Raw genomic sequence first — 23,636 nt, forward strand, 5'->3', positions numbered from 1 at the left:
GATCTCAGCTGGTCGGGGCATTGCCGATCAACGTGGACAACTCTGACACCAGCCAGTGGCCGTCACCTCTGACCAGCACGAACCGGGCGCGGTTCTGAACGACCTGCTTCTGGGGTTGCTTCTCGCCCGGGAACACCTTGGTAGTTCCCATGTTCATGAACAGCAACACCTGAACGCGGTCGGGACGCGCGGATTCGACCGCGGCGGCGGCCACCACCGCCTGCTGCACGGTCTGCTGCCGGCGGACGGTCGGGGTGAGCACCCGCGTCAGCTCGCGGTAGTGCTCGGCCAGATTCCCCGTGGCGTACCCCCGCGCCCGCGCCAGGTCGGCGTCGATGGTGCGGTAGTCGTACGAGAGCATGTCCGGCGCGTACGTGCGCGCCGCGGCGAGCGCCTCCGCCGCGGCCGACTCGCTGTCACGCATTTCACGGAGGCGCAGATGGCCCACCGTCACCAGAACGGCCAGAACGGCCGCCAGGAGCCCTGACAGCACAACGGCGACAATGTATGCCCTCGAGCGTGAACGGCGGCGAGGACCGCCTTCCAGCGGCTCCAGGGCCTCCTCGGCGCTCACGAGACCTGCTCCAGCTTTGACACCCACCACGCTCCCCGCACCTTGGCGACCTCCACGCTCCAGCGGTAGAAGCGGTCCTGGGGAGCGGTCTTGGCCCCCTCCCAGCGGATCACCGAGTCGGCCACCACGAGAACCCTGGCGGTGTTCCTCGGCCCGTCCATGGAGACCAGCCCGGCCGCGCGGACCACGCCCGTCTGCACGGCCTTGTTGAGGCGGGTCGCCTCCTTCAGCCGCTCGGCGCCCCGCGCGTACTCGTCCTTGGCCTGGCCGATGGAGGCGTCGAGCACGCGCTGGACATCGCGCTCGACCGTGCGGTGGTCGACGGCCATCAGGGAGAGCGCGTAGCGCTCCGCGGCCTGGATGGCGGCCATGCGGTCGCGGGCCGCCGCCCGCGCCTCGTCGAGGTCACCGCCGACGCGCACCCACTCGGTGCCGAGAGCGGCGACGAGCACGAGCAGCACGACGAGCAAGAGCGGACGTGATCTCCGAGGGGACCGAGCCGCGTGAAGCGCCACCTGTTCCCTCCCATCGCCCGGTCGCCGCCACGCGGCGCCACGACGGCATGGACGCGCTGGAAGCGGAGGCCAACCAGTCAGCCGGTCGCCGGATCATAACCCGGTATGGAGATCCACACCGGCGATCATCACGTTTGACCGGAGCGGCCGGCTCACCGGACTCCGTCGAGATGGGCCGCTACCAGGCGGGGGTACTCATCCAGCCAGTTGCGGCCCTGTTCGTCCACGAACGAGCCGGGCGGCGGGATCACGCCGTGCTCGGCCAGCCAGGTGCCCGGAGGGCGCTGGCTCCTGCGAAGGCCGCTGCGCGAGGGCATCAGCTGCGGAGGGATCGGGGGCAGGCGGCCGGGCTCGTGGCCCATCTGCGCCTCGGCCTCCAACTCGGAGATGTCCTTCTCCTCGGACATGCCGATCGGCCCGTGGCGGCGCGCGTTGAGGAACTGCCGTACGACGGGCTCGTCGCTGGACAGCAGCATCTCTCGGGGGCCGAACATGACCAGCTCGCGCCGGAAGAGCAGCCCGATGTCGTCGGGCACCGTCCTCGCGGTGTTGATGTCGTGGGTGACGATCAAAAACGTCGCCTCGATCTCCGCGTTGAGATCGACGATCAGCTGGTTGAGGTAGGCCGTACGGACCGGGTCGAGGCCGGAGTCGGGCTCGTCGAACAGGATGATCTCGGGATCGAGCACGAGGGCCCTCGCCAGGCCGGCGCGCTTGCGCATGCCGCCGGAGATCTCGCCGGGGAGCTTCGCCTCGGCGCCCACCAGGCCCACGAGATCCATCTTCTCCATGACGATCTCGCGGATCCGGCTCTCGTTCTTGCGGGTGTGCTCGCGCAGCGGGAAGGCGATGTTGTCGAACAGGCTGAGCGAGCCGAAGAGGGCGCCGTCCTGGAACAGCACGCCGAACAGCCGACGCAGCTCGTACAGCTGCTTCTCCCGGCAGTTGGCCAAATCGTGCCCGTTGATCCAGATATGGCCCTTGTCGGGACGCAGGAGGCCCACCAGCGTTTTGAGGAAGACCGACTTGCCGGTGCCGGAGGGACCGAGCAGGACGGAGATGTGGCCGGCCGGGAGCGTCAGCGTGACGTCCTCCCAGATGACCTGCTTGCCGAAGGTCTTGGTCAGCCCTTCGACGACGACTTCGACGCCCACCGGTCACCTCGAGGTCTGCTCGGCGCCACTAGAGACGGCCAATTATGAGACACATCATCCAATTGGCGTGGCATTCCCGGCAAGCGAAAGGGGCGGGCCACCCGGCACCTGGGTGGACCCGCCCCTTTGCGTGGAGCTTCAGACGCGAGAGGTCACTTGACGGTGACGGTGGCGCCGGCGCCCTCGAGGGCGGCCTTGGCCTTCTCCGCGGCTTCCTTGTTGACCTTCTCGAGCAGCGCCTTGGGGGCACCGTCGACGAGGTCCTTGGCCTCCTTCAGTCCGAGGCTGGTGAGCGCGCGGACCTCCTTGATGACCTGGATCTTCTTGTCGCCGGCGGCCTCGAGGATGACGTCGAACTCGTCCTGCTCCTCGGCCTCCTCGACGGCGGCGCCTCCGCCGGCGGGGCCGGCAGCGGCGACGGCTACCGGAGCGGCAGCCTTGACGTCGAAGGTCTCCTCGAAGAGCTTCACGAAGTCGGACAGCTCAAGAAGGGTCATCTCCTTGAACGCGTCGAGCAGCTCGTCGGTGCTGAGCTTCGCCATGGTGGTGGTTCCTCCGTATTAATTACAAAACTTGGAAACGGACCGCGGTATGCGCCTGAATCCCCTGCTGTGGTCGCTTTCGCGCCCGACCTACTCGCCGGCTTCCGCGCTGGTCTCAGCGCTGTCGGCCTGCCCCGTGGTCTCGGCGCCGCCGGCCTCATCGCGCTTGACGCGCAGAGCCTCGACGAGCCGGGCCATGGTGGTGGGCAGCGCGTTGAACGTGGCGGCGGCCTGAGACTGCTTCGCCTTCATCGCGCCGGCCAGCTTCGCGAGCAGGACCTCGCGCGACTCAAGGTCGGCAAGCGTCGTGATCTCGGCCGGAGTCATCGACCTTCCGTCGACGACACCACCCTTGATGACCAGGAGGGGATTGGCCTTGGCAAAGTCACGCAGGCCCTTGGCCGCCTCGACCACGTCGCCACTGACGAACGCGATCGCGGTCGGGCCCTGGAACAGATCGTCCAGGACAGTGACCCCGGCCTCGTTGGCCGCGATCTTGGACAGCGTGTTCTTCGCCACGGCGAACTTCGCATTCCCACCGAGCGTGGTGCGCAGCTGCTTCAGCTGCGCCACGGTGAGACCGCGGTACTCGGTCAGGACAGCGGCATTCGAGCTCTCGAAGCGATCCTTGAGCTCGGCGACCGCAGTCGCCTTTTCCGCCCTCGCCATGGGCCTCCTTCCAGATGTGCCACCGGCGAAGGGCCCACAGGTCCGAGAAAACGGAAAAGCCCCGGCGCAGGCGCACGGGGCTCACACACGGGCTTCGGGCGGCCGGGCCGCACGAGCACCACATGGAAACTCACATCACACCTACGCGGGCCGTCCACACTCGTGAACCTTGGGCCACCGAGCCATTGACAGGCTCAGCGACGACCGGCGGTCTTCGGCATTCATCACTGTACGGGGTCTTACTCGTTACGCCAAATCCAGGCAACGCACCCCGCGGCCGAGCCGCGGGGTGCGTTGGCGCCTACAGGGGCCTACAGGGGTACGAAGCGGGGTCAGCTACCCGCGCCGCCGGTGCCCTCGAGACCCTTGACGTCGCCCAGGTTCTCGGGCAGCTCGCCCACCTGGTCGGCCGGCGGGGCCGCGACCTCAGCGGCGTCGTTGAACGAGGTGAACAACGAGGTCAGCTTGAAGGTGCCCTCGGCCGCTCCCCCGTTCATCTCCACCTTGCGGGGCAGGCTCTGGCCGTCGATCCACGCGTCGAACTTCATGTCCTTGACGTTGGCGAGCTGACCCTGCAGCCTCTGCTGCATCTCGGGCGTGAGCTGCTTGACCGCCTCGGCGACCGTGAACGTGCCCTTGTAGTGGGTCGTGTCGACGCCACCGACCGTCTCGGTGCCGACCTTGGTGACGTCCTTGGAGGTCGTCAGCATCTTCACGCTGCTCTGCAGGTCCATCTGCTGCGCCTGCGCCAGGAACTGGCCGACGTCGACGCCGGCGGACTGGCCCGCCTTGGCGAGGTCTATCTTGATCCAGGGCTTGGTGCCGCCGACGAGCTTGCTGAGCAGGTCGACCTTCACGTAGGCGGTCTGGCCCAGCAGGATCACCCGCACGCCGCCGGGAACGTTCTGCCCGCTCACGTTGATCTGGTCAAGGGTGACGTCGGAGGCGATCTGGGGCTTCTGGTGGTAGACCATCGTGCCCTTCACCGTTCCCGCGCCCTCCTTGGGAGAGTTGAAGTCCAGCGCGAGCTGTGCGGTGTACGACTCGACGGTCTCGGTGTTCTTGACGCTCTGCTGGAGCGTCTCCGCAGCGGAAAGCTGGACCGCGCCGAGAGACGTGGTCGACTGCTGCGGGGCCTGGCCACATGCTGATACCGCGATGAGCATGGCCGAGCCCACGGCCGCGATCGCGGGTGTCATTCGACGCTTCACTTGGTATCCCTTCGTATCCCCCGGAATTACATTCGACCCTACGCGCCAGCACTACCCCGTGCGGCGCCTTGTGCGCATCGGCCTTATGGCCTCCGGGGCCCATACACCGGGGAAATAGGCTCCCACCTGCAAAGAAGGGTCCTACGGGAAATACAAAAAGGGTCTCCGCCCTAAGGCGGAGACCCTTTAGCCGCTCGTCACCGTCAGAAGCCGAGCACGGTTAGTGCTCGAATTCGGGGGCTGAGGAACGCTCAGGCGTCGAGGTCGGCGGTGATGGCCCGCGTCACGTTCGGGTCGACCGGGATGCCCGGGCCCATGGACGTGGAGAAGGTCACCTTGCGGAGATAGCGCCCCTTGGCCGCGGACGGCTTGAGACGGATGATCTCGTCGAGCGCGGCGGCGTAGTTCTCCAGGAGCTGGCGCTCCGGGAACGACACCTTGCCGATGATGAAGTGAAGGTTCGCGTGCCGGTCGACACGGAACTCGATCTTTCCACCCTTGATCTCGGTCACGGCCTTGGCCACGGCCGGCGTGACGGTGCCGGTCTTGGGGTTCGGCATGAGACCACGGGGGCCGAGCACGCGGCCGAGGCGGCCCACCTTGCCCATGAGGTCGGGCGTGGCCACGACGGCGTCGAACTCGTTGAGCCGGTTGCCCTTGGCGATCTCTTCGATCAGCTCGTCGGCGCCGACGATGTCGGCGCCCGCGGCGCGGGCCTCCTCGGCACGGTCGCCGGTCGCGAAGACCAGGACCCGGGCGGTCTTGCCGGTGCCGTGCGGGAGGTTGACGGTGCCGCGGACCATCTGGTCGGCCTTGCGGGGGTCGACGCCCAGCCGCAGTGCCACCTCGACGGTCGCGTCGAACTTGGTGACCGAGGTGCTCTTGGCGAGCTTGGCCGCGTCGACCGGGGTGTACAGCTGCTCGTCGTCGAACTGCTCGGACGCCTTGCGGTAGTTCTTGCTGCGCTTCACTGGCTTCTCCTTGTGGAGTATGTGGTCATGGGCCAGCGCCTGGCCCTCCCACGGTGTTTCTCTTGTCAGTCGGCGATCGTGATGCCCATCGACCGGGCGGTGCCGGCGATGATCTTCTCGGCCGCCTCGATGTCGTTGGCGTTGAGGTCGGGCATCTTCGTCTCGGCGATCTGGCGCAGCTGCTCCTTGGTGAGCTTGCCCACCTTGTCGCGGAGCGGGTTGGCGCTGGCCTTGTCGAGACCCGCGGCCTTCTTGATCAGCTCAGGCGCCGGCGGCGTCTTCGTGATGAAGGTGAAGCTGCGGTCTTCGAAGATGGTGATCTCGACGGGGATGATGTTGCCCCGCTGGGCCTCGGTAGCAGCGTTGTACTGCTTGACGAAGTCCATGATGTTGACGCCATGCGGGCCGAGGGCGGTACCGACCGGCGGGGCGGGCGTGGCCTGACCAGCGGGAAGCTGGACCTTGACCAGGGCCGCGATCTTCTTCTTTGGAGGCATTGTCCTACTCCGGGTCCTTAACTCCTGCGAAACTCCCACAGGGCGTGAGAGCCCCCGGGGCATGCAACGGCCAGGATGGCCATGCTCCCTCGGGATTACCCCCACGAAGTCGTTGATCCGTGGGGACGACTTATCAGTGTATGCGCGCCGTCAGATCGCGGAGACCTGGTCAGCTGTCAGATCTTGGAGACCTGGTTGAACGACAGCTCGACCGGCGTCTCACGGCCGAAGATCGAGACGAGCACCTTGAGCTTCTGCGACTCGGCACTGATCTCGCTGACCGTGGCGGGCAGGGTGGCGAAGGGGCCGTCCATGACGGTGACCGACTCGCCGACCTCGAAGTCGACGGTCGCGGCGGCGGCCTTGGCGGCTGTCGTCTTGGTCGTCTCGGTGGGCTCCGGCGCGAGCAGCTTGGCGACCTCGTCGAGGCTCAGCGGGCTCGGCCTGTTCGACAGGCCCACGAATCCGGTCACACCCGGCGTGTTACGCACCGCGGACCAGGACTCGTCGGTGAGCTCCATGCGCACCAGCACGTACCCCGGGAGCACGCGCTCCTTGACCGGGGTGCGCTTGCCGCCCTTCATCTCGGTGACGGTGTGAACCGGCACCTCGACCTGGAAGAGGTAGTCCTCCATGTTGAGGGACTGGGTGCGGGTCTCGATGTTGGACTTCACGCGGTTCTCATAACCGGCGTAGGAGTGGATGACGTACCACTCGCCGGGCATGCCGCGCATGGTCCGCTTGAACTCTTCGATGGGGTCGACATCGGGAACGAGATCACCGTCTTCGTCGACGGCGCCGACCTGAGCCTCGGCGTCGCCGCCGGACTCCTCTTCATCATCTGAGGTGGCGGCGTCGCCGAGCTCTTCGGCATCACCGGAGGAGTCGGCCTCGCCTGACTCATCGGTGATCTCGATCGCCTCTTCCGGCTCGCCCTCCCACTCCTCGTGGGATGCGCCAGCCGACAGTGGGGACTCGGACACGGTGACTCTTTCTTCTCTCGTCGATGTTGCGATCTCCTACCGTCCGGTAGAAGACGGCTGTCGCGCGGCGGCCGGCTCAGGCTCCGCCGAAGACCGCCAGCACACCCTTCGTGAGCAAGAAGTCTATCCCGGAAACGATCCCGACCATTATCAGGACGAAGACGAGGACCACGGTGGTGTAAGAGATCAGATCCTTGCGCGTCGGCCAGATCACCTTGCGCAGCTCGGCGACCACTTGCCGGTAGAAAAGGGCGGGAGAGGTGCGCTTCTTAGCGGTCGTGCCAGACGGCTTGCTAGGCCCTTCAGCGGCTTCGCCGCGGGTGTCGATCGCCACAGTCCTCACCTGATCCGTCGTTCCTACGCAACTTTCGGCGGCATACACGCCATCGGTGCGCGGACCGCACTCCGCAGGGCACGAGGGACTCGAACCCCCAACCGCCGGTTTTGGAGACCGGTGCGCTACCAATTGCGCTAGTGCCCTATGCCGTGAACCACCTTACCCCGAGCAGCCCGAGGCGCGTCGCTCACTAGTTGCAGAAGTGTACGGGTCAATGCGCCTCACGTCGAACCAACTCGTGCGGCACGCCATGGGTTTCTGCCGCTTGTCCATATCTTGGATATGCGGCCGCAGCGGTGCAGGACGTCTGGAAACATGGATGGTATGACCCGTCCTCGCATCTCAGCGCGCATCTCCGCGATCTCAGAGTCCGCCACCCTGGCCGTGGACGCCAAGGCCAAGGCGATGAAGGCGGAAGGTCGCCCGGTCATCGGCTTTGGCGCCGGCGAGCCCGACTTCCCGACGCCCGATTACATCGTCGCGGCCGCCGTCGAGGCCTGCGGGAACCCCAGGTTCCACAAGTACACGCCGGCCGGCGGCCTCCCCGAGCTCAAGCAGGCCATCGCCGACAAGACGCGGCGCGACTCAGGCTACGAGGTCGAGGCATCGCAGGTGCTGGTCACCAACGGCGGCAAGCAGGCCGTGTACGAGGCGTTCGCCACGCTGCTCGACCCGGGTGACGAGGTCCTGGTGGTCGCTCCCTACTGGACGACCTATCCCGAGGCCATCAAGCTCGCCGGCGGCGTCCAGGTCGACGTCGTGACCGACGAGACCAGCGGGTACCTCGCCTCGGTCGGCCAGTTGGAGGCCGCGCGCACCGAGCGCACCAAGGTCCTGCTGTTCGTCTCGCCGTCCAACCCGACCGGCGCCGTCTACTCCCCCGAGGAGGTCCAGGCGATCGGCCGCTGGGCCGCCGAGCACGGCCTGTGGGTCGTCACCGACGAGATCTACGAGCACCTGGTCTACGGCGACGTCGCCTTCACCAGCATCGCGACGGCCGTGCCCGAGCTGAACGACCGCGTCGTCATCCTCAACGGCGTCGCCAAGACATACGCCATGACCGGCTGGCGGGTGGGCTGGATGATCGGCCCGAAGGACGTCGTCAAGGCCGCGACCAACCTGCAGTCCCACGCCACCTCGAACGTCTCGAACGTCGCCCAGGCGGCGGCGCTCGCGGCCGTCTCCGGTGACCTGTCGGCCGTGGCGCTCATGCGGGAGGCGTTCGACCGCCGCCGCCAGACCATGGTCCGCATGCTGAACGAGATCCCGGGCGTCCTCTGCCCCGAGCCGTTCGGCGCCTTCTACGTCTACCCCTCGGTCAAGCAGCTTCTCGGCAAGGAACTCCGGGGCAAGCGCCCGCAGACCTCCGCCGAGCTCGCCGAAGTGATCCTCGAGGAGGCCGAGGTCGCCCTGGTCCCGGGCGAGGCGTTCGGCACGCCGGGCTACTTCCGCCTGTCGTACGCTCTCGGCGACGACGACCTGGTCGAGGGCGTCAGCCGCCTCGCCAAGCTCCTCGCCGAGGCACGCTGATCGTCGTCGCACGCTTCGGTCATCTCTGGGCACCTTTGATCATCTGGGTCACTGATCAGCCGGCTTTGTGTTGATCGGCTGGTTACATCCGGCAACGGGGGGATCGGCAGATCACCACCGACTACGAAGGCCCGGGCCGTTAGGTCCGGGCCTTCGCTTTGCTCGTTGTCCATTGGTGGGGGGCGGGTTGTGGGGGTTGTTGGTACGGGGGTGATCGACCTGTTCATGCGGGGGGTGATCGGCTTGTTCGCGCGAGGGTTGATCGGCTTGTTCGTGCGAGGGGCGCTGGTTATTCGTGCGAGTGATTGACGACCCGGTATGAGGCCCTCCCGGCACCCATTTGATCGGGGTACCCGAGTGCTGCCCACCCGCGATTGGACCATCCCCAGGACCGGAACGGAGTGGATGGTGGCCGCGCCGAGATGCCGGGGTAGCGGGGCAAGGTCGACGCGGTGCACAACCGTTCATAGGGGAGCAGTGGGCAACCGTACGTACGGGAGCAGTGGACAACCGCTCGTACGCACGCGGCAGACGATCGTTCGTACGTACGCGTACACAGGGCTCGTACGCACGGGGTGGACGACGGTTCGTGCGCACCAAGGGCGACGGTTCGTTCGTGCGAGGGGCGCTGGTTATTTGTGCGGGTGATTGACGACCCGGTATGAGGCCCTCCCGGCACCCATTTGATCGGGTACCCGAGTGCTTCCCACCCAGGCAGTACCACCCCGGTGACGGCACAGAGTGGGATCTTCCGGCCATGGCGGGAGCTTCTACACGGCCAGCCTCAGCGAGCACCGCCCCACTCCGGCCCCTTCGCTGAAGATCTCGACTGGGAAGCAACCCGGTGCTCCGGAACCCATTGCAGCGGGGACTCAACTGCTCCCCACCCACGCAGTACGACCCCGATGACGGCACAGAGTGGGACCTTCCTGCCATGGCGGTAACTCCTTTACGACTCCGCTTCAGCGAGCACCCACTCCAGCCCTTAAGCAGATGGTCTCAACTCGGGTGGGAAGCAGCCGGGTACCCCGATCAAACGGGTACCGGGAGAGCCTCACCAACACTGATCAACCACCGCACCAACAAACCCTCCCCACCCCCGCCTCCACCACAGCCCCAACACCGGGCGGGAAACAACCCGGTACCCCAATCAAACGGGTACCGGCAGGGCCTCCCCAACGCTGATCAACCACCGCACGAACCGCCCCTCCCCCACCCCCAAGGCAGCCCAATCCAAAATGCACGGCTCGCGCCGTTTCTGGGGTGAGAGGGCGCGAGCCGTACGTCTAAGGGTCAGCCGGCATCGGACGGGCTTTGGTCCATCCTGCGTACCCGAGCCGTACGTCTACGAGCCGTACGTCTAAAGGTCAGCCGGTGGCGCGGATGCCGTTGGCGATCTTCTTGAGCTCGGTCGCGGTGCCCTGGGTGCCGAGTCTTTCGGCCAGGACCGGGCTGAGCATGACTTCCACGGCGAGGTTGCGCTTCACGAACCACAGGATCGTCGGCGTTCCGTCGGTCTTGATGACCTCGGAGGCCTCTCCCAGATTGGCGATGACGCCGTCCGCGCCGCGTACCGATACACGCTTGGCCGCCTTGTCGCCCCTGTACGACTGCAGGCGGGGCTTCATTTGCTGTGCGGCCTCGCCCTCGAACACGACGATCTGCACCGCGTACATCCCGGGTTCCGCCCCCGGCTCATTCCACGTGGTCGTGTAACTGGTGGTGCCGAAACCATTTTTGCCCGACCATTGTCCCCATTCCAGGTGATCAGGCAGGTAATTCACGCGGATGCCGCCGAATTCCCGCCCGTCTCCGAGGTCGCCGAGATCCTGCGGCATGCTCACCTGGGGCTCGGCGGTCGCGTCACTCGGCGAGGGTCGCGGAGTTTCGGTCGGCAACGGTTCTGGTGTCGCCACGTCGACCCCGTCCGACGGGCTTTCCGATGGCGCTACCGGTCCGGCCGTGCCTTCCGGCGGGGCGGCCGACTCCGGCGGGGCGGCCGACTCCGGCGGCACGGCCGGCTCCGTGGGCCCCGTGGCCGGGCCGCCCAGCCCGGGTGCCGCCGTCCCGGAGGTCAGCGCCGTGTAGGCGGGGAACGCCCCGGCGACCACCACGGTCAGCGCGGCCACACCCGCCGTACGAAACCGCATGACGTGCGAACGGTGCCTCCGGCGGATCGTCTGACCCGTCATCGCGGATGCGCGCACGTTCGCGACATGGGCGGACATGGCTTCCTTGAGTTCATCCTCGATGTTCATACCGACGTTCCCTTCAGGGCGCCGATTCGCGCCCGCATCCTCGCCAGCCCGCGTGCGGCCTGGCTTTTCACCGTTCCGACCGAGCATCCGAGCAGCGAGGCCGTCTCGATCTCCGACAGGTCCTCCCAGTAGCGCAGGACGACGACCGCGCGCATCCGTGCCGGGAGGAGCCGGAGCTCCTCTATGAGGGCATCACGTAGATCGAGGTCGAACTGGGGCGCCGCCGTCTCCGGCGGGCGCGCGAAGGTGATCTCGTGGATCACCTTGCGGCGCCGCGACCGGGAGATGGCCGCGTTGACGACCACACGCCTCGCGTACGACTCCGGGTTGTCGTGCCGGATCCGGGGCCAGTGCCGGTACACCTTCTCCAGCGCGCCCTGGACGAGGTCCTCGGCATCGTGAGCCGAAGCGCCGCAGACGAGAACGGCCGTGCGGAGCAGAGCGGTGGTCCGGGCGGCCAGGAACTCGTCAAAGGCGGCTTCGTCTTCTTCCGTCATGGCAGATCCCCTTTCGCCCTCCCCAACGCACGAGCGCCCGCGCGGGTTGAGTGGTGGAGTCGCCGTCGGCGCGCCGACGGCGTACGGCAGGATATGGAGATGGCACGCCCGCTCGTCGAACTCCCCAAAGCCCATCTCCACCTGCACTTCACCGGGTCCATGAGACATTCGACCCTTCTGGAGCTCGCGCGGGACCAAGGTGTCCACCTGCCGGACGCTCTGGTGCAAGATTGGCCGCCCCAGTTACGGGCGACGGATGAGCGGGGCTGGTTCCGGTTCCAGCGGCTGTACGACATCGCGCGCTCGGTGCTCCGCCGCGAGGAGGACGTCTACCGGTTGCTGCGGGAGGCCGCCGAGGACGAGGCCGCCGAGGGATCCCGGTGGCTGGAGATCCAGGTCGACCCCTCGGGTTACGCCCAGCGGTTCGGCGGGCTGACCGCGACGCTGGAGCTGGTCCTCGACGCGGCCGGGAAGGCCGCCAGGTCGGCGGGCGTCGGCATCGGTGTGATCGTCGCGGCCAACCGCACCCGGCACCCTCTCGACGCCAAGACCCTCGCGCGCCTCGCCGTCCAGTACATCAACAAGGGGGTGGTCGGCTTCGGCCTGTCCAACGACGAGCGCCGTGGCCGGGCCCGTGACTTCGACGGGGCGTTCCGCATCGCCAAGCGCGCGGGGCTGCTGGCCGTGCCCCACGGCGGCGAGCTGTCCGGGGCGGCGAGCATCGCCGAGTGCGTGGACGACCTGGACGCCGACCGCATCGGCCACGGGATCCGGGCCGCCGAATCCCAGCGGCTGATGGAGCGCCTCGCGGACCGCCAGATCGCCTGCGAGGTGTGCCCGACCTCCAACGTCGGCCTAGGCGTCGCGCCGCGGGTCGCCGATGTGCCGGTGAAGCGCCTGTTCGACGCTGGGGTGCCGATCGCGCTGGGCGCCGACGACCCGCTGCTCTTCGGCGCGCGGCTCCTGCCGCAGTACGAGCTGGCGCGCGACGTCTACGGCTTCCGCGACGCGGAGATCGCCGAGCTGGCCCGCCAGTCGATCCGCGCCTCGACCGCGCCGGACTCCTACAAGAAGGAACTCATAGAAAGCATCGACACCTGGCTCGCCGACGGGAGCTGAGAAACCGGACCGGGCTTCCCGGTGGTGACCCGCGAGGCGGATCACCACCTTCAGGAAACGCCTTCACCGTTCGCGCTCCCCCGGTGGTAACCGTCACCACCGTCAGGGAGACGATCGCGCTTCCCCGGTGACCTGCGAGGCAGGTCACCGGGGGTGGTGCGTCACTGCGAGTGGATGTAGACCTCGTTGAAGACCTGGGCGAGCTTGGTCAGGTCCTGGGCGATTCCCACCTCGGGGTCGCTGGCGTCGAAGGTGACCGACAGCCGGCCGAGTCCCTTGCGGGCCTGGAGTGCCTTCCACATGGTGTTGGTGGCCAGGCCCTGGTCGAGGATCCGCCACGTGGAGCCGTCCCAGCTCTGGCGGTGGGTCCACAGCATGACCGTCTGCACGCCCGCCTGCAGGGGCAGGTCGACGCGTAGCTTGGCCGCGGCCTCCGCCTGCGCGGCGGTGAGCTTGGTCGCTCCGCTGTGGGCCAGGCCCACCTCGCGTGCGCCGATGTGGACGCGGGTGTCCCAGCCGCGGGCCCGTACGGCGATCCACTGGTTGCGCAGCGCCTTGTCCGCGGTGATCTTGAACTTGGCGTACTCGCTGGCGAACAGGCCGCTGGAGACGTTGACGTGGTCCACGTCGCCGGTGAGCACGTACTTCTCGACGTTGGCCCGGGTGATCAGCGGGTACTTGGCGCGCAGCGCGGCCTGGCAGGGCTGGGAGACACCGCAGCCCATCTCGGGCACCACCACGTCGACGGCGAGCTGCTTGCCGGCCGGCATCGCCGCGCGCAGGGCGGCGGAGGCGTCCTTGACGAACTTGCGCACGTCGGTCGCGGACTTGAAGCCCCAGTAGCCGAGGTCCTGGGCGAACTTCACGCCCACCACCCCGGGCCTGCCGGCCTGCGCGGCCATCGAGGCGACCGCCGCGTCGAACTGGTCCTGGCCCGCCGTCCACGCGGGGGCCAGCTCGCTCTCGATCCAGACTCGCATGCCGAGCTTGACGGCGGCGGCGGCCGCCTTGCCCGTGGCGTCGTTGGGCGCCGCGAGCGGCTGCTTGGACGCGGTGGGGGTGGCGCTCGGCTCGGGCTCGGAGGACGCGGTCGGCTCGGGCGCGGACGACGCGGTCGGCTGCGGGTCGTTCACGCTCGCGCTGGCGCTGGGCGTCGCGACCTCATCGTTCCCGTCCGGGAGCGTCGAGTTCTCGACCACCGGCGCCTGCTCGGAGTTCAGCGGCCGGCCGCTGGGATCCGTCTGATCCTGCGTCGTCTGATCCTGTGTGGTCTGGTTCTGCGTGGTCTGGTTCTGCGTCGTCTGGTCTTGTGTGGTCACGTCCGGTGTTGGAACCGGGCCGGCCGTGGTCTGGCCGGAATTGGCGGTCGGAGTGCCGGACTGACGCGAGCAGTCGAACTCCCCGCCCTGGCACGCCTTGGCCGGAGGGTTGGTGATGTTGCCGCTGGTGTCCTTGCACACGTACTTGCCGGCGCTCTGGTCGTACTTGCACAGGACCTGGTCCTTGTCGGCGCAGTCCTGCATGCCGGGACCCTTGTTGGTCTTGTCCATGCAGAACAGGACCGGGCCGGGATAGGGCACCGCTTCCTTCAGCTTCTCGCCGTCGTTCTGTCCCCAGAAGCGGACGACCTCAAGGGCGTCCCTGGGCGTCTTGGCCATCCAGGAGCAGTACATGTACTCGGGAGTGCCCGTGCCCAGGATTTCGTCGCACTCGCTGTTGGAGACCTCGGTCGCGACCGGGTCGGCCAGGGCCATACCGGTGGGGATGCCGATTGTGAGCGTGGCGATCACCGCGATGAGCGCGATGATCCACTCGCGTTTGCGCAACTGGGACATACGCGGACTCTCCTCGTGATCAGTCCCTAGCAGGACTTCGTGTAGGTGATGTTCACGCCGATCGTTCCGGAGCCCTTGATGCCTTTGTTGTCGCCGGACCAGGAGATTGACATGTACGCCTCCTGCTGCGTCCCGCAGGCGCCCGAGCTCCGTATGGTGAATCCGATCGTCGAGCTCTGCCCGTCACCGGTGCTGCCGGTACCGGGAGAAGTGGTGATGTCCCTGCCGAGTGCCTGCCAGGTGATCGATCCCGCTCCGGAACGCACCGTCACCGAGCCCTGGCGGTTGCCGCCGACGTCCACCGACGTCGTGGACGCCACGAAGGACGGGGGTGGAGGCGGTGGAGGAGGTGGAGGCGGCGCCTTCGTGGTCTGCTTGGTCTGCGGCTGCGAGCTCTCCTTGGGAGACGACTTGGGCGACGACTTCGGCGCCGTGGTCTTGGGAGGCGGCGGGGGGTTGTTGGGCCCGTCGTTCGAAGGCGGGTCGGTACGTTTCTTGGCCGTCGGCGTCGCCGAGGGCTTGGCCTTGCCGGTCGGCGGCGGGACCAGCGGCACGGACCCGGTGGGCGGCGCCGCACCCGGCCGGGTGGCGCCGGCCGTGGGCGTCGCGGTCCCCGAGGGCATGCCGGTGCCGCCGGGTGGCGGCGGGGGCGGGGAGTCGACCAGCGGCGGCAGCGATTCGCCGGGCGTGACGACGATCGTGCCGCCGGCCGCCTCGACGTCGATCGGCCTGTTGGGGCTCGGGGCGAACAGCAGCGACCAGATGACGCCCGTCGAGGCGACGGACACCAGCGTCACCAGGCCGACCCGTCCCCATCTGATGCGGCTCTCGGGGTCGTCGGTGTCGGGGTCGGGCTCCCAGAACTCCGTGGGCGGCTTGACGCCCTCGGCCCGCTCGGGGGTGAAGCCCTCTTCCACCGTCAGCGGGGCCTCGGGCGGAGGCGGGTCCTCCAGGACGTCGGGCTGCACGGGGAACCCGTCAGGGTGCCAGCTCTCGGTGCGCGTCTCGGCCGCGGTGAAGGAGGCGTCGGCACCGGCGAAGAGCCGCTCGGACGGGGCGGGGCTGGCCAGGATGGGCATCCGCGTCATCAGCGCGGTCATGGTGACCGTAGAGGTCGCGGCCTGGCAGTCCTTGCAGGAGCGGACGTGCCGGCTGATGTGGGCGCGCAGCAGGCGGGTCGGCGACTCCACCCACGACTTCACCAGGTCGGGCAGGACCGAACACCGCGGAGTGGCGTTGCGGGCGTCCATGACGGCGGCCAGCCAGTGCTCGGCGTGGCGCCTGCCTGAGCGGGCGGCCGTCTCCACCGAGTCGACCGAGATGTCGAGGACCCGGGCCACCTCATCCGACTTCAGGCCATGGCGCAGTGTCAGGTCGAGGATCTCGCGTTCGCGGGGTTCCAGGCAGGCGAGCACTTCGACGGCCAACTCGGGCGCGCCTCCGCGTCCCTGCCGGGCGTAGGAGCCCTTGTGTGCGACCCCGGCGAGCCGGGACTGGCATTCGGCGCGGGCCAGAGCGTAGAGCCAGGCCCGCAGGCGAGTGGCGTCGTACAGCCGGTCGGTGTGGGCCACGGCTCCGTAGAGCGCGCCCACCGTCGCGGAGAGAGCATCGTCGTCATCCAGCAATGACTGACAGTAGTCATAGAGATGATCTCCATACTCGCGGCACAGCCGTTCGAGCGCGGCGGGATCATCCCTCCTCAGCACGGGGCTCAGCTCTCCTGACATAGTTGCAAATGATAAATCTGCTACTGGCAAAGCAGTCAGAAATATACGGGAGGGAGCGTCAGTTTCTCATATCACTTTTGTTACATAACAAACTTCTATACTCTGTTGACTGCCTTGTGGTCTTTACCCCCACATGAATGCACATGTAGTGACGATCGCCACGATGTGCATCAAGCAGCCGACGTCGATCCCGCCCACGGAGACAGAGCATCGTGCGAGACAACTGGGATGATCACACTTCACCACGACGTCGTCCGCCGTATGCCAAGGATTCGACCGGTAGTGATCCGCGTGGAGCCGGAAGCGGCCCGCGAGGAGACCGATGGCGCACGTGGGAGACCTCAATCGATATGGACGACGACGACGAGCCCAGGCGCTGGCTGGGTCATGAAAGGGGCGGTCCCATCATCGTCGGGCTGACCCTGCTGGTGGCGGCGGGAGCCGGCATCTGGTTCGCCTGGCCCGGCTCCTCGGGGTCCGACACCCCCGCCGCGATCCAGACCCCTACGAGCCTGCGCAGCCCGAAGCCGACCTCTTCGGGGCTCTCGGGCGTCGTCGACTCGCCACCACCGCCGCCGGCCTCAGACCAGGCGGCCCGTAAGCGCAAGAGCGCTTCTCCGGCGCCCAGAGGTCTGCGGACGGCCCTGCCCCCGCCCCCGGCCGCATCGTCCCGGGCTCCCTCGAAGCCGCCCGCGGCCAGGAAGGGCCCCAGGCCGGTCAGGTCGCCCACCGGGCAGACGGGCCCGACGGCTCCGCCGCCGCCTCCCGCTTCCTCCAAGCCCACCGTGAAGCCCTCGTCCAAGCCGTCTGGCACCACCATCCCCGAGACCGGCCCGACCCTTCCCCCGCCCCCACCCGGCGGGTGACGCCGCGCTCCGGGGGCTGACGATGCGCTCCGGGGGGGTGGCGGTGCGCTGACGTGCACTCTGGCGGGTGCGGGTGCGTCAGCGGAGCGATTCGGCGATCTCCCGGGCGCGGAGCACGTCTGTCGGCCCTTCGAGGCGGTAGCCGACCCCCTCCCGCTGCCAGATCAGCGTGGACTCCGCGCGCCGCTGGAGCGACTCGCTCGTCCCGCCACCGGACGGAAGGTACGTCAGGCTGTGCGGACCGGAGACCCACCAGCCCGGGGACGAGCCGATCTGGACGTTCTCCGGCCACGGTTCACCGAGGTCCTTGCGCCAGACCACGTCGAGCAGCCCGTCGTAGGCGTCCAGCCGGACTCCGGGCCAGAACAGCGAGACCACGCGGCCCCCGTCGCTCACCCGCACATCGTCAGGCTCTCCGAGCTTCGCCGGCACGAGGAACGGGAACTTCACCGTCTCCCGCGCCTGGTCCAGCGCGACGTGCTTCTCGCCGGGCAACGGGCTCGGCACCCCGGAAGGCACCGGCTCCGGCTCGCCGACGTGGATCTCGATGCCCGCGAACCGCAGCACCTGCGCCACGGCGGCCTGGCCCTGCGGCGTGAAGCCGAGCAGGGCGGCCAGCAGCGCCGCGATCCCGGTGGCGACCCACCGCCGGCGCTGCCGAGCCGCGGGCTCGGGGCGCCGTGCCGCGGGCTCTGGGACCGTCTGAGGCCGCTCCAGGCGGGCCCGTACGGAGGCGGCCACGGCGGCGGGAGGCGGGGCGGGCGTCTCAAGCGCCTCGCCGAGCGCTCGCAGCTCGGCCTCCAGGTCGTCAGGAGAGTTCATGGCCCACCTCCTTCCGTAGCTTGGCCAGCCCGCGGAACGTCCGGGACTTCACCGAGCCGAGCGGGCACCCCAGGACCTCTGCGGTCTCCGCTTCTGACAGCTGAAGGAAATACCGGCAGATGACCGCGTTACGTTCCCCTTCCGGCAAGGTTCGTACGGCCTCCAGGAGCCTGGCGCGCCGATCGGTGGCGATGGCGGCACCTTCCGGATCACCAGGCGCTCTCTGCTCCGGCTCGGCGCCGATCTTCAGCACCAGGTCGACACGGCGCCCGCGTGAGCGGGTCATCGTGTGGGTCTCGTTGGCCACGATCCGGAGCAGCCACGGCTTGAAGGCGGCCTCGCGCCGAAACCCCGACAGGTGCCGGAACGCCTTGACGAAGGCTTCCTGGACGACGTCCTCGGCCTCGTTCCCGGCTCCGAGCAGCGCGGCGGTACGGTGCGCCACCGCGCTGTACCGCGCGACCAGCACCTCGTAGGCGGCGAGGTCGCCGGCCAGTGACCGGGTTATCGCCTCGTCGTCGTCCGTCGGGAGCTCCTCGGCTGATCCTTTAGCGACAAAAGGTAGTTTCTCAAGTACCGGTTACGCAAAGCCCAGGCCACGGAAGGGCCATGGTTGTTTCCACCTCGGCTCGCCGGGAAGTTGTGACCTTCGCCGAGAAGGGACAGATAGACTCGGTGCCCATCCGTGGCCGTGGTTCCGAGGGGACCGCGGTTTTGAGTGAGCGAAGCTGGGCGGGACGCATGTCTGGGTATGACCGCGTGGTGCAACCGGCGGCCGGTGACGAGGCCTTGGAGAACCACCTTGGTGGCGATGAGGCCAAGAACTACCGGCAGTACGAGTTCGACATGGTCGCCCCGCATGTCGGCAGGTCGATGCTGGAGATCGGCTCAGGCCTCGGCCACTTCGCCGAGCAGTTCCTGCCCCGTCTCGACCGGCTCGTGGTCAGCGACTTCGACCCTTACTGCGTCGAGCAACTCGGCAAGCGTTTCGAGGACCGCGACGACATCGACGTGCTGCAGTTCGGCCTCCCCACCGACATCCCGCTCGAAGACCCCGTGGACACCGTGGTGATGATGAACGTCCTCGAGCACATCGAGGAGGACGTGGAGGCGCTGCGTTCCCTGGCGAGGGTCACCCAGCCCGGCGGCCGCATCATCATCTGGGTGCCCGGTTACATGCAGCTCTATGGGGACTTCGACCGCAAGGTCGGGCACGTCACCCGCTACACCCCCACGACGCTCGGCAAGACCGTCGCCGAGGCGGGGCTGAAGGCCGACGTGCTCAAGCCGATCAACTTCCTGGGCGGCATCGCCTGGTGGGCGGCCGTGCGCCGGGGCGGCGTCGGCTATCCCGACCCCCGGCTGGTCAAGATCTACGACCGCACCGTCGTGCCGACCACCCGCTTCATCGAGCGGTTCATCCGGCCGCCGTTCGGCCAGACCGTCTTCTGCGTCGCCCGCGTCCCGCACTGAAACGCGTCATTACTGAAACCGCGTCCTCTGTGAAACGTGTTCTTCGGGAAACCACAGGGATTCCTCGCACTTCTCCTAGCCGCGCGCGGTGATCTGGAGACATGAGAAATCCATCCAAAGCGGTGATCGGTAGCGCGGTGGCCGGCGCCCTGGCCGTCGGCGTCCTCGGAGGCGTCGCCGTGGGCCGGCAGTCGGCCGAGCCCGCCGGCGTTCCGTACGATCTGCTGGCCGCCGACTCCAGCGACTCCGCGGCGTACGAGGCCATCGGCCTCACCGAGGCGGGGAAGGACAAGGACGGCCTCAGGCCGCGTCTGGGCATCCGCAGGGGTCTCATCGGCGTCCACGGGGACGCCACCCTCCGCCGTGGCACGGAGTTCGTCGCCTACACCTGGCAGCGCGGCGACGTGACCGCCGCATCCGGCACGTCGCTCACCGTCAGGAGCGCCGATGGCGTGAGCTGGACCTGGTCGGTCACCGGGAACACCAAAATCCGGAAGAATGGCGCTAAGTCCACTCCGTCGGCGCTGGCGACCGGCGACAAGGTGTTCGTGCTGGGACAGCCCGACGGCGACGCCCGGTCCGCGCAGGGAGTGGTGGTCCCCAAACGCTCCAAGGAGTGATCACAGGACGCATGAGCGACCAGACGAACAAGCCGGTGGTCCTCGTCGTCGACGACGAGCGCAACATCCGCGATCTGGTGGGTGTCGCGCTCCGGTTCCACGGGTTCGAGGTGGTCAGCGCCGCGCGCGGGTACGAGGCGCTGGAGCTGGCCAGGGCAGGGGCACCCGACCTTCTGGTGCTCGATGTCATGCTTCCCGATCTCGATGGATTCGAGCTCTGCCGGCGGTTGCGCGCCCAGGGAGACGACGTTCCGGTCATCTTCCTGACGGCGCGTGACGCCCCGGCGGACACCGTGCACGGCCTCACACTGGGCGGCGACGACTACGTCACCAAGCCGTTCTCGGTGGAGGCCCTGGTCGCCCGGGCGCGGGCGGTGCTGAGGCGGGGCAGCCGTCAGAGCTCCTCCAGCACCGACCAGACCCTCACGGGGGCCGACCAGGCGATCCTGTCCGTCGCGGACCTGGAGCTCGACGAGGCCCGCTGGGAGGTACGCCGGGGCGGCAGGCCGGTCGAGCTCTCGCCCACCGAGTTCCGGCTGCTGGCCTTCCTGATGCGGCATCCCGGGCAGGTTCTCACCAAGGCCCAGCTCCTGGAGAACGTGTGGGGGTTCGGCACCCAGTCGCAGGTGGTGGAGACCTACGTCTCCTACCTCCGGCGCAAGCTCGACCCTCTCGGCCCTCCCCTGATCCACACCCAGCGCGGCGTGGGGTACGCCCTGCGCCCTCCCCATGACGCCGAGCGCCAGGCCGACAGGCTCCCGGACCTACCGTGACGCTCAGAGGGCGCCTCCTGGCCGGCCTGCTGTCCGTCACGGCCGTCGGCCTCGCCATGCTGTCCGTGGTCAGCGTCCTCGTGCTCCGCGGTCACATGCTCGACCGTACGGACGCGACGCTCACCGCCACCGCCAGGGCCTCGGCGGCGAAGCTCGTCCGGGTGTCCGGCATCGCGCTCGTCAACGCGGGCCCGACGTACGCGGCGGCGGTGTACAACGTCTCCACGGGACGGGGAAGGCTGGTGTCCGGAGACGACTCCGAGGCCCAGAACGTCCCGGCCATCCTTGAGGGGTTGGGGGCGGCCACGCTCGGGGCGCTGGCGGACAAGGGCGAGCCCTTCGCCCTGAGCGGCCGCCTGCGGGCGGCGGCGGCGCGGATGACCACCGGCAACCGCATCGTGGTCGTCGCCGTGCCGCTCGACGAGGTCAGGGACGCGATCCGGAACCTGGTCCTCACCGAGCTGGTCACCGGAGCCGTGCTGATGGCCCTGTTGCTCCTGCTCGGCAGGTCGCTGATCGGCAAGGGCCTCGCCCCGCTGTCGCGTATGGCGAGGACCGCTCAGCTCGTCACCGAGGGCGGCGACCTGTCCGCCCGGATGCCGGAGGGCAGGTCCGAGGCCGGGCGGCTCGGGTCGACGATCAACGTCATGCTGACCCGGATCCAGGACGCGTTCGCGGCCCGCTGGGCGTCGGAGGAACGCGTGCGCCGGTTCGCGGCCGACGCCTCCCACGAGCTGCGCAACCCGCTCACCACGATCCACGGGTACGCGGAGCTCTACCGTCAGGGAGCGATCCCGGACGATGAGATCCCGCAGGTCATGCGCCGCATCGAGGACGAGGCGACGCGAATGACCCGGCTGGTGTCGGAACTGCTGGAGCTGGCCCGGCTCGACAAGGGGACGCCGCTCACCATGGCGCCCGTCGACCTGACGGCGGTGGCCGTCGAGGTGGCCGACGACTTCACCGCCATCACCCCCGACCACCCGGTGACCGTCGAGGCGCCGGACACGATGGTCGCCGTCGTCGACGAGGCCAGGATCCGGCAGGTGCTGGTGAACCTCCTCGCCAACGTGCGCGCCCACACCCCGCCCGGCACCGCGGCCACAGTACGGCTGGCGCCTCCCGCGGTCGTGGAGGTGGGCGACGACGGGCCCGGCATGTCCCCGGAGAACGCCGCGCTGGCCTTCGACCGGTTCCACCACGCCTCCTCCAGCGACGGCAGCGGCCTCGGCCTGGCGATCGTGCGGGCCATCGCCACCGCCCATGGAGGTCAGGCCACGCTGCGATCACTGCCGGGCAGGGGCACCGTCGTGCGGGTGGAACTGCCCGACTTCGCGGCCCGCTAGGAGACTACATAGGCCGGTCGCCCTCCACCGGCGCGAGAAGCAGGAGTTCGGGCGCTGACAGCGATCCGCTAACCGCAAATCTTGTTGTCCGGGGTGCAGAGCTTGACCTCGGGGTAGCGGGGCGACGGTTCGTCCAGCAGGGGTTGGCGCCTGGTATGCAGGTGCAGGTCGAAGAAGGCCCGGACGTACGTGCGAGTGATCTCCGCGGAGCGGGCCGGGGACAGCTCCCCTGGGTGGCCGAGGCCGAGCACCTCCGCCAGGAGCGGCACGTCGGTGAAGGACTGGTGCTCCCCGCCGGACAGCAACAGCCAACGCTTCCATCCGGTCAGGAGTTTCCAGTCGCGGTCCCACGAATTGTCGCGGCCTCCGGGCGGGTGGCCTGCCGAGCCCAGGAACATGAACGGCCGTGACAGCCCGCTCTTCGGGATGCGGGCGTACGTGGTGCCGTCCATGTTGATCCCGGCGCGTACCCGGGAGTCCTTCACCATGGCCGCCACGGTCCCGGCCCCACCGATCGACTGGCCGGCCATCGCGATCTTGGACGGGTCGATCAGGGAGGAGCCCTCCCACTTCGCGCTCGACCCGGTCAGCCGGTCGAGCACGAAGGAGACATCGGCCGCCCGAACCCCGACCACCTTCGTGCCGAAGCCGAAGTCCGAGTCGCTGTCGCACGCGACGCATTCGGCGATCCGCCCGTCCGGGAAGGTCGTCGCGTAGTTCTCATACGTATGGTCGATGCCGGCCACCACATACCCACTGCCGGCCAGTTCCTCGGCCAGGGTTGTGAGCGTGCTCGAGGGCATGGTGAACCCGGGCGACAGCACCACCAGGGCCAGGCTGCCCTTGCGCCCTGCCGGTTTCGCGTCGCTGAAGGCGTTGGTGCGTGTCTTGCTCAGCACGTCATACGGCGCGCCGGTCACCTTCTTGCCCTTCAGGATGAGCTCCGACTCCTTCGGAGTCATGTATTGGGCCCGCCGCCCCTCACGCGCCCGCGTCGGGTACCACAGGGTGACCTTGAGCTCCCTGGCCTTCGCTTCTGGCACCCATGGGTCGGGGCGTGAGGTGTCCTTCAGGAACAGGGCGGTGGTGCCGACCGGATGGGTACCGGTGGGCGCGGGCAGGGTCAGGGGCCCGGTGGGTCTGGCCGACGGGCTGATGGACGCGGCGACGGACCTGGGAGGGGTGGGCGCGGAGCAGGCGGCCGCGGCGAGGACGACCAGCCCGGCGGCGGCCACCAGGCCACCACGCAAGATCTTCTTCGGTGGTTCGATGGCATGCTTCATGAAGCGGTCCGTCCTTTCGACGGGACGACCTGAT

At 68.4% G+C, this 23,636-nt stretch carries 24 protein-coding genes and 1 tRNA gene; 6 read left to right on the top strand and 19 right to left on the bottom strand.

Features of this window, described 5'->3' with window-relative positions:
* Window positions 1-4 precede the first annotated feature (4 nt).
* The 11 genes from ABD810_RS37325 to ABD810_RS37375 form a co-directional block, all read right to left on the bottom strand.
* Window positions 5-574, bottom strand: a complete 570-nt coding sequence (locus tag ABD810_RS37325; protein ID WP_344952291.1) for a hypothetical protein — start codon at window positions 572-574, stop codon at window positions 5-7.
* Complete coding sequence (locus tag ABD810_RS37330) at window positions 571-1,044, bottom strand: hypothetical protein (protein ID WP_344952294.1); 474 nt, start codon at window positions 1,042-1,044, stop codon at window positions 571-573. Before ABD810_RS37330 ends, ABD810_RS37325 begins: the two co-directional genes overlap by 4 nt.
* A 197-nt stretch (window positions 1,045-1,241) precedes the next feature.
* Window positions 1,242-2,243, bottom strand: a complete 1,002-nt coding sequence (locus tag ABD810_RS37335) for an ABC transporter ATP-binding protein (protein WP_344952297.1) — start codon at window positions 2,241-2,243, stop codon at window positions 1,242-1,244.
* Window positions 2,244-2,395: 152 nt separating this feature from the next.
* The gene (gene rplL, locus ABD810_RS37340; RefSeq protein WP_344952299.1) at window positions 2,396-2,785 is read right to left on the bottom strand and encodes a 50S ribosomal protein L7/L12; all 390 of its coding nucleotides are present in this window, start codon (window positions 2,783-2,785) and stop codon (window positions 2,396-2,398) included.
* A gap of 90 nt (window positions 2,786-2,875) precedes the next feature.
* A complete protein-coding gene (gene rplJ / locus ABD810_RS37345) occupies window positions 2,876-3,454 on the bottom strand; it encodes a 50S ribosomal protein L10 (RefSeq protein WP_344952301.1) in 579 nt (192 codons plus the stop codon).
* Window positions 3,455-3,786: 332 nt separating this feature from the next.
* Window positions 3,787-4,665, bottom strand: a complete 879-nt coding sequence (locus ABD810_RS37350) for an SCO4651 family lipoprotein (protein ID WP_344952303.1) — start codon at window positions 4,663-4,665, stop codon at window positions 3,787-3,789.
* Between the two features lie 251 nt (window positions 4,666-4,916).
* Window positions 4,917-5,636 (bottom strand): 50S ribosomal protein L1, encoded by a 720-nt coding sequence (gene rplA / locus ABD810_RS37355; RefSeq protein WP_344952305.1) that lies wholly within the window; start codon window positions 5,634-5,636, stop codon window positions 4,917-4,919.
* A 65-nt stretch (window positions 5,637-5,701) separates the two neighbouring features.
* Window positions 5,702-6,133 carry a 50S ribosomal protein L11 gene (gene rplK / locus ABD810_RS37360; protein WP_344952307.1) on the bottom strand — a complete coding sequence of 144 codons (432 nt, stop codon included), beginning with the start codon at window positions 6,131-6,133 and terminating at the stop codon, window positions 5,702-5,704.
* Between the two features lie 176 nt (window positions 6,134-6,309).
* Window positions 6,310-7,116 (bottom strand): transcription termination/antitermination protein NusG, encoded by an 807-nt coding sequence (gene nusG / locus ABD810_RS37365; protein ID WP_344952309.1) that lies wholly within the window; start codon window positions 7,114-7,116, stop codon window positions 6,310-6,312.
* 76 nt (window positions 7,117-7,192) lie between these two features.
* Entirely contained in the window at window positions 7,193-7,450 is a 258-nt protein-coding gene (gene secE / locus ABD810_RS37370) for a preprotein translocase subunit SecE (RefSeq protein ID WP_344952311.1), read from the bottom strand.
* Between the two features lie 74 nt (window positions 7,451-7,524).
* Window positions 7,525-7,597 (bottom strand) — tRNA-Trp (locus ABD810_RS37375).
* 171 nt (window positions 7,598-7,768) lie between these two features.
* Between ABD810_RS37375 and ABD810_RS37380 the strand changes: the two genes are divergently transcribed.
* Window positions 7,769-8,983, top strand: coding sequence for a pyridoxal phosphate-dependent aminotransferase (locus ABD810_RS37380; protein WP_344952313.1), 1,215 nt, complete (start codon window positions 7,769-7,771; stop codon window positions 8,981-8,983).
* Window positions 8,984-10,350: 1,367 nt separating this feature from the next.
* On the opposite strand, the gene ABD810_RS37385 is transcribed toward ABD810_RS37380, so the two are convergent.
* Entirely contained in the window at window positions 10,351-11,328 is a 978-nt protein-coding gene (locus ABD810_RS37385; RefSeq protein ID WP_344952315.1) for a hypothetical protein, read from the bottom strand.
* Window positions 11,238-11,738 (bottom strand): SigE family RNA polymerase sigma factor, encoded by a 501-nt coding sequence (locus ABD810_RS37390; RefSeq protein WP_344952317.1) that lies wholly within the window; start codon window positions 11,736-11,738, stop codon window positions 11,238-11,240. The genes ABD810_RS37385 and ABD810_RS37390 overlap by 91 nt, the downstream gene beginning before the upstream one ends.
* A 99-nt stretch (window positions 11,739-11,837) precedes the next feature.
* Between ABD810_RS37390 and ABD810_RS37395 the strand changes: the two genes are divergently transcribed.
* On the top strand, window positions 11,838-12,857 hold the full coding sequence (locus ABD810_RS37395) for an adenosine deaminase (protein ID WP_344952319.1): 1,020 nt from the start codon (window positions 11,838-11,840) through the stop codon (window positions 12,855-12,857).
* Between the two features lie 161 nt (window positions 12,858-13,018).
* Here the strand turns inward: ABD810_RS37395 and ABD810_RS37400 are convergent, their stop codons facing one another.
* The 5 genes from ABD810_RS37400 to ABD810_RS37420 all read right to left on the bottom strand — a co-directional run bounded on the left by ABD810_RS37400 (window position 13,019) and on the right by ABD810_RS37420 (window position 18,576).
* Entirely contained in the window at window positions 13,019-14,692 is a 1,674-nt protein-coding gene (locus ABD810_RS37400; protein WP_344952321.1) for a hypothetical protein, read from the bottom strand.
* 26 nt (window positions 14,693-14,718) lie between these two features.
* On the bottom strand, window positions 14,719-16,398 hold the full coding sequence (locus ABD810_RS37405) for an RNA polymerase sigma factor (protein ID WP_344952323.1): 1,680 nt from the start codon (window positions 16,396-16,398) through the stop codon (window positions 14,719-14,721).
* 406 nt (window positions 16,399-16,804) lie between these two features.
* The gene (locus tag ABD810_RS37410) at window positions 16,805-17,233 is read right to left on the bottom strand and encodes a hypothetical protein (RefSeq protein WP_344952325.1); all 429 of its coding nucleotides are present in this window, start codon (window positions 17,231-17,233) and stop codon (window positions 16,805-16,807) included.
* A gap of 130 nt (window positions 17,234-17,363) precedes the next feature.
* Window positions 17,364-18,107, bottom strand: a complete 744-nt coding sequence (locus ABD810_RS37415) for a hypothetical protein (RefSeq protein ID WP_344952327.1) — start codon at window positions 18,105-18,107, stop codon at window positions 17,364-17,366.
* Complete coding sequence (locus ABD810_RS37420; RefSeq protein ID WP_344952329.1) at window positions 18,094-18,576, bottom strand: RNA polymerase sigma factor; 483 nt, start codon at window positions 18,574-18,576, stop codon at window positions 18,094-18,096. Before ABD810_RS37420 ends, ABD810_RS37415 begins: the two co-directional genes overlap by 14 nt.
* Before the next feature lie 272 nt (window positions 18,577-18,848).
* On the opposite strand from ABD810_RS37420, the gene ABD810_RS37425 reads away from it, so the two are divergent.
* The 4 genes from ABD810_RS37425 to ABD810_RS37440 all read left to right on the top strand — a co-directional run bounded on the left by ABD810_RS37425 (window position 18,849) and on the right by ABD810_RS37440 (window position 22,319).
* Complete coding sequence (locus ABD810_RS37425; RefSeq protein WP_344952331.1) at window positions 18,849-19,580, top strand: class I SAM-dependent methyltransferase; 732 nt, start codon at window positions 18,849-18,851, stop codon at window positions 19,578-19,580.
* 101 nt (window positions 19,581-19,681) lie between these two features.
* Window positions 19,682-20,200 (top strand): DUF5666 domain-containing protein, encoded by a 519-nt coding sequence (locus ABD810_RS37430; protein ID WP_344952333.1) that lies wholly within the window; start codon window positions 19,682-19,684, stop codon window positions 20,198-20,200.
* Between the two features lie 11 nt (window positions 20,201-20,211).
* Entirely contained in the window at window positions 20,212-20,973 is a 762-nt protein-coding gene (locus ABD810_RS37435) for a response regulator transcription factor (protein WP_344952335.1), read from the top strand.
* The gene (locus ABD810_RS37440) at window positions 20,970-22,319 is read left to right on the top strand and encodes a sensor histidine kinase (protein WP_344952337.1); all 1,350 of its coding nucleotides are present in this window, start codon (window positions 20,970-20,972) and stop codon (window positions 22,317-22,319) included. Before ABD810_RS37435 ends, ABD810_RS37440 begins: the two co-directional genes overlap by 4 nt.
* 68 nt (window positions 22,320-22,387) lie before the next feature.
* On the opposite strand, the gene ABD810_RS37445 is transcribed toward ABD810_RS37440, so the two are convergent.
* Window positions 22,388-23,602: an alpha/beta hydrolase family protein gene (locus ABD810_RS37445; RefSeq protein ID WP_344952339.1), complete on the bottom strand. Its 1,215-nt coding sequence runs from the start codon at window positions 23,600-23,602 to the stop codon at window positions 22,388-22,390.
* Between the last annotated feature and the right edge of the window lie 34 nt (window positions 23,603-23,636).

The sequence above is a fragment of the Sphaerisporangium flaviroseum genome, from assembly GCF_039537005.1.
Lineage (GTDB): Bacteria > Actinomycetota > Actinomycetes > Streptosporangiales > Streptosporangiaceae > Sphaerisporangium > Sphaerisporangium flaviroseum.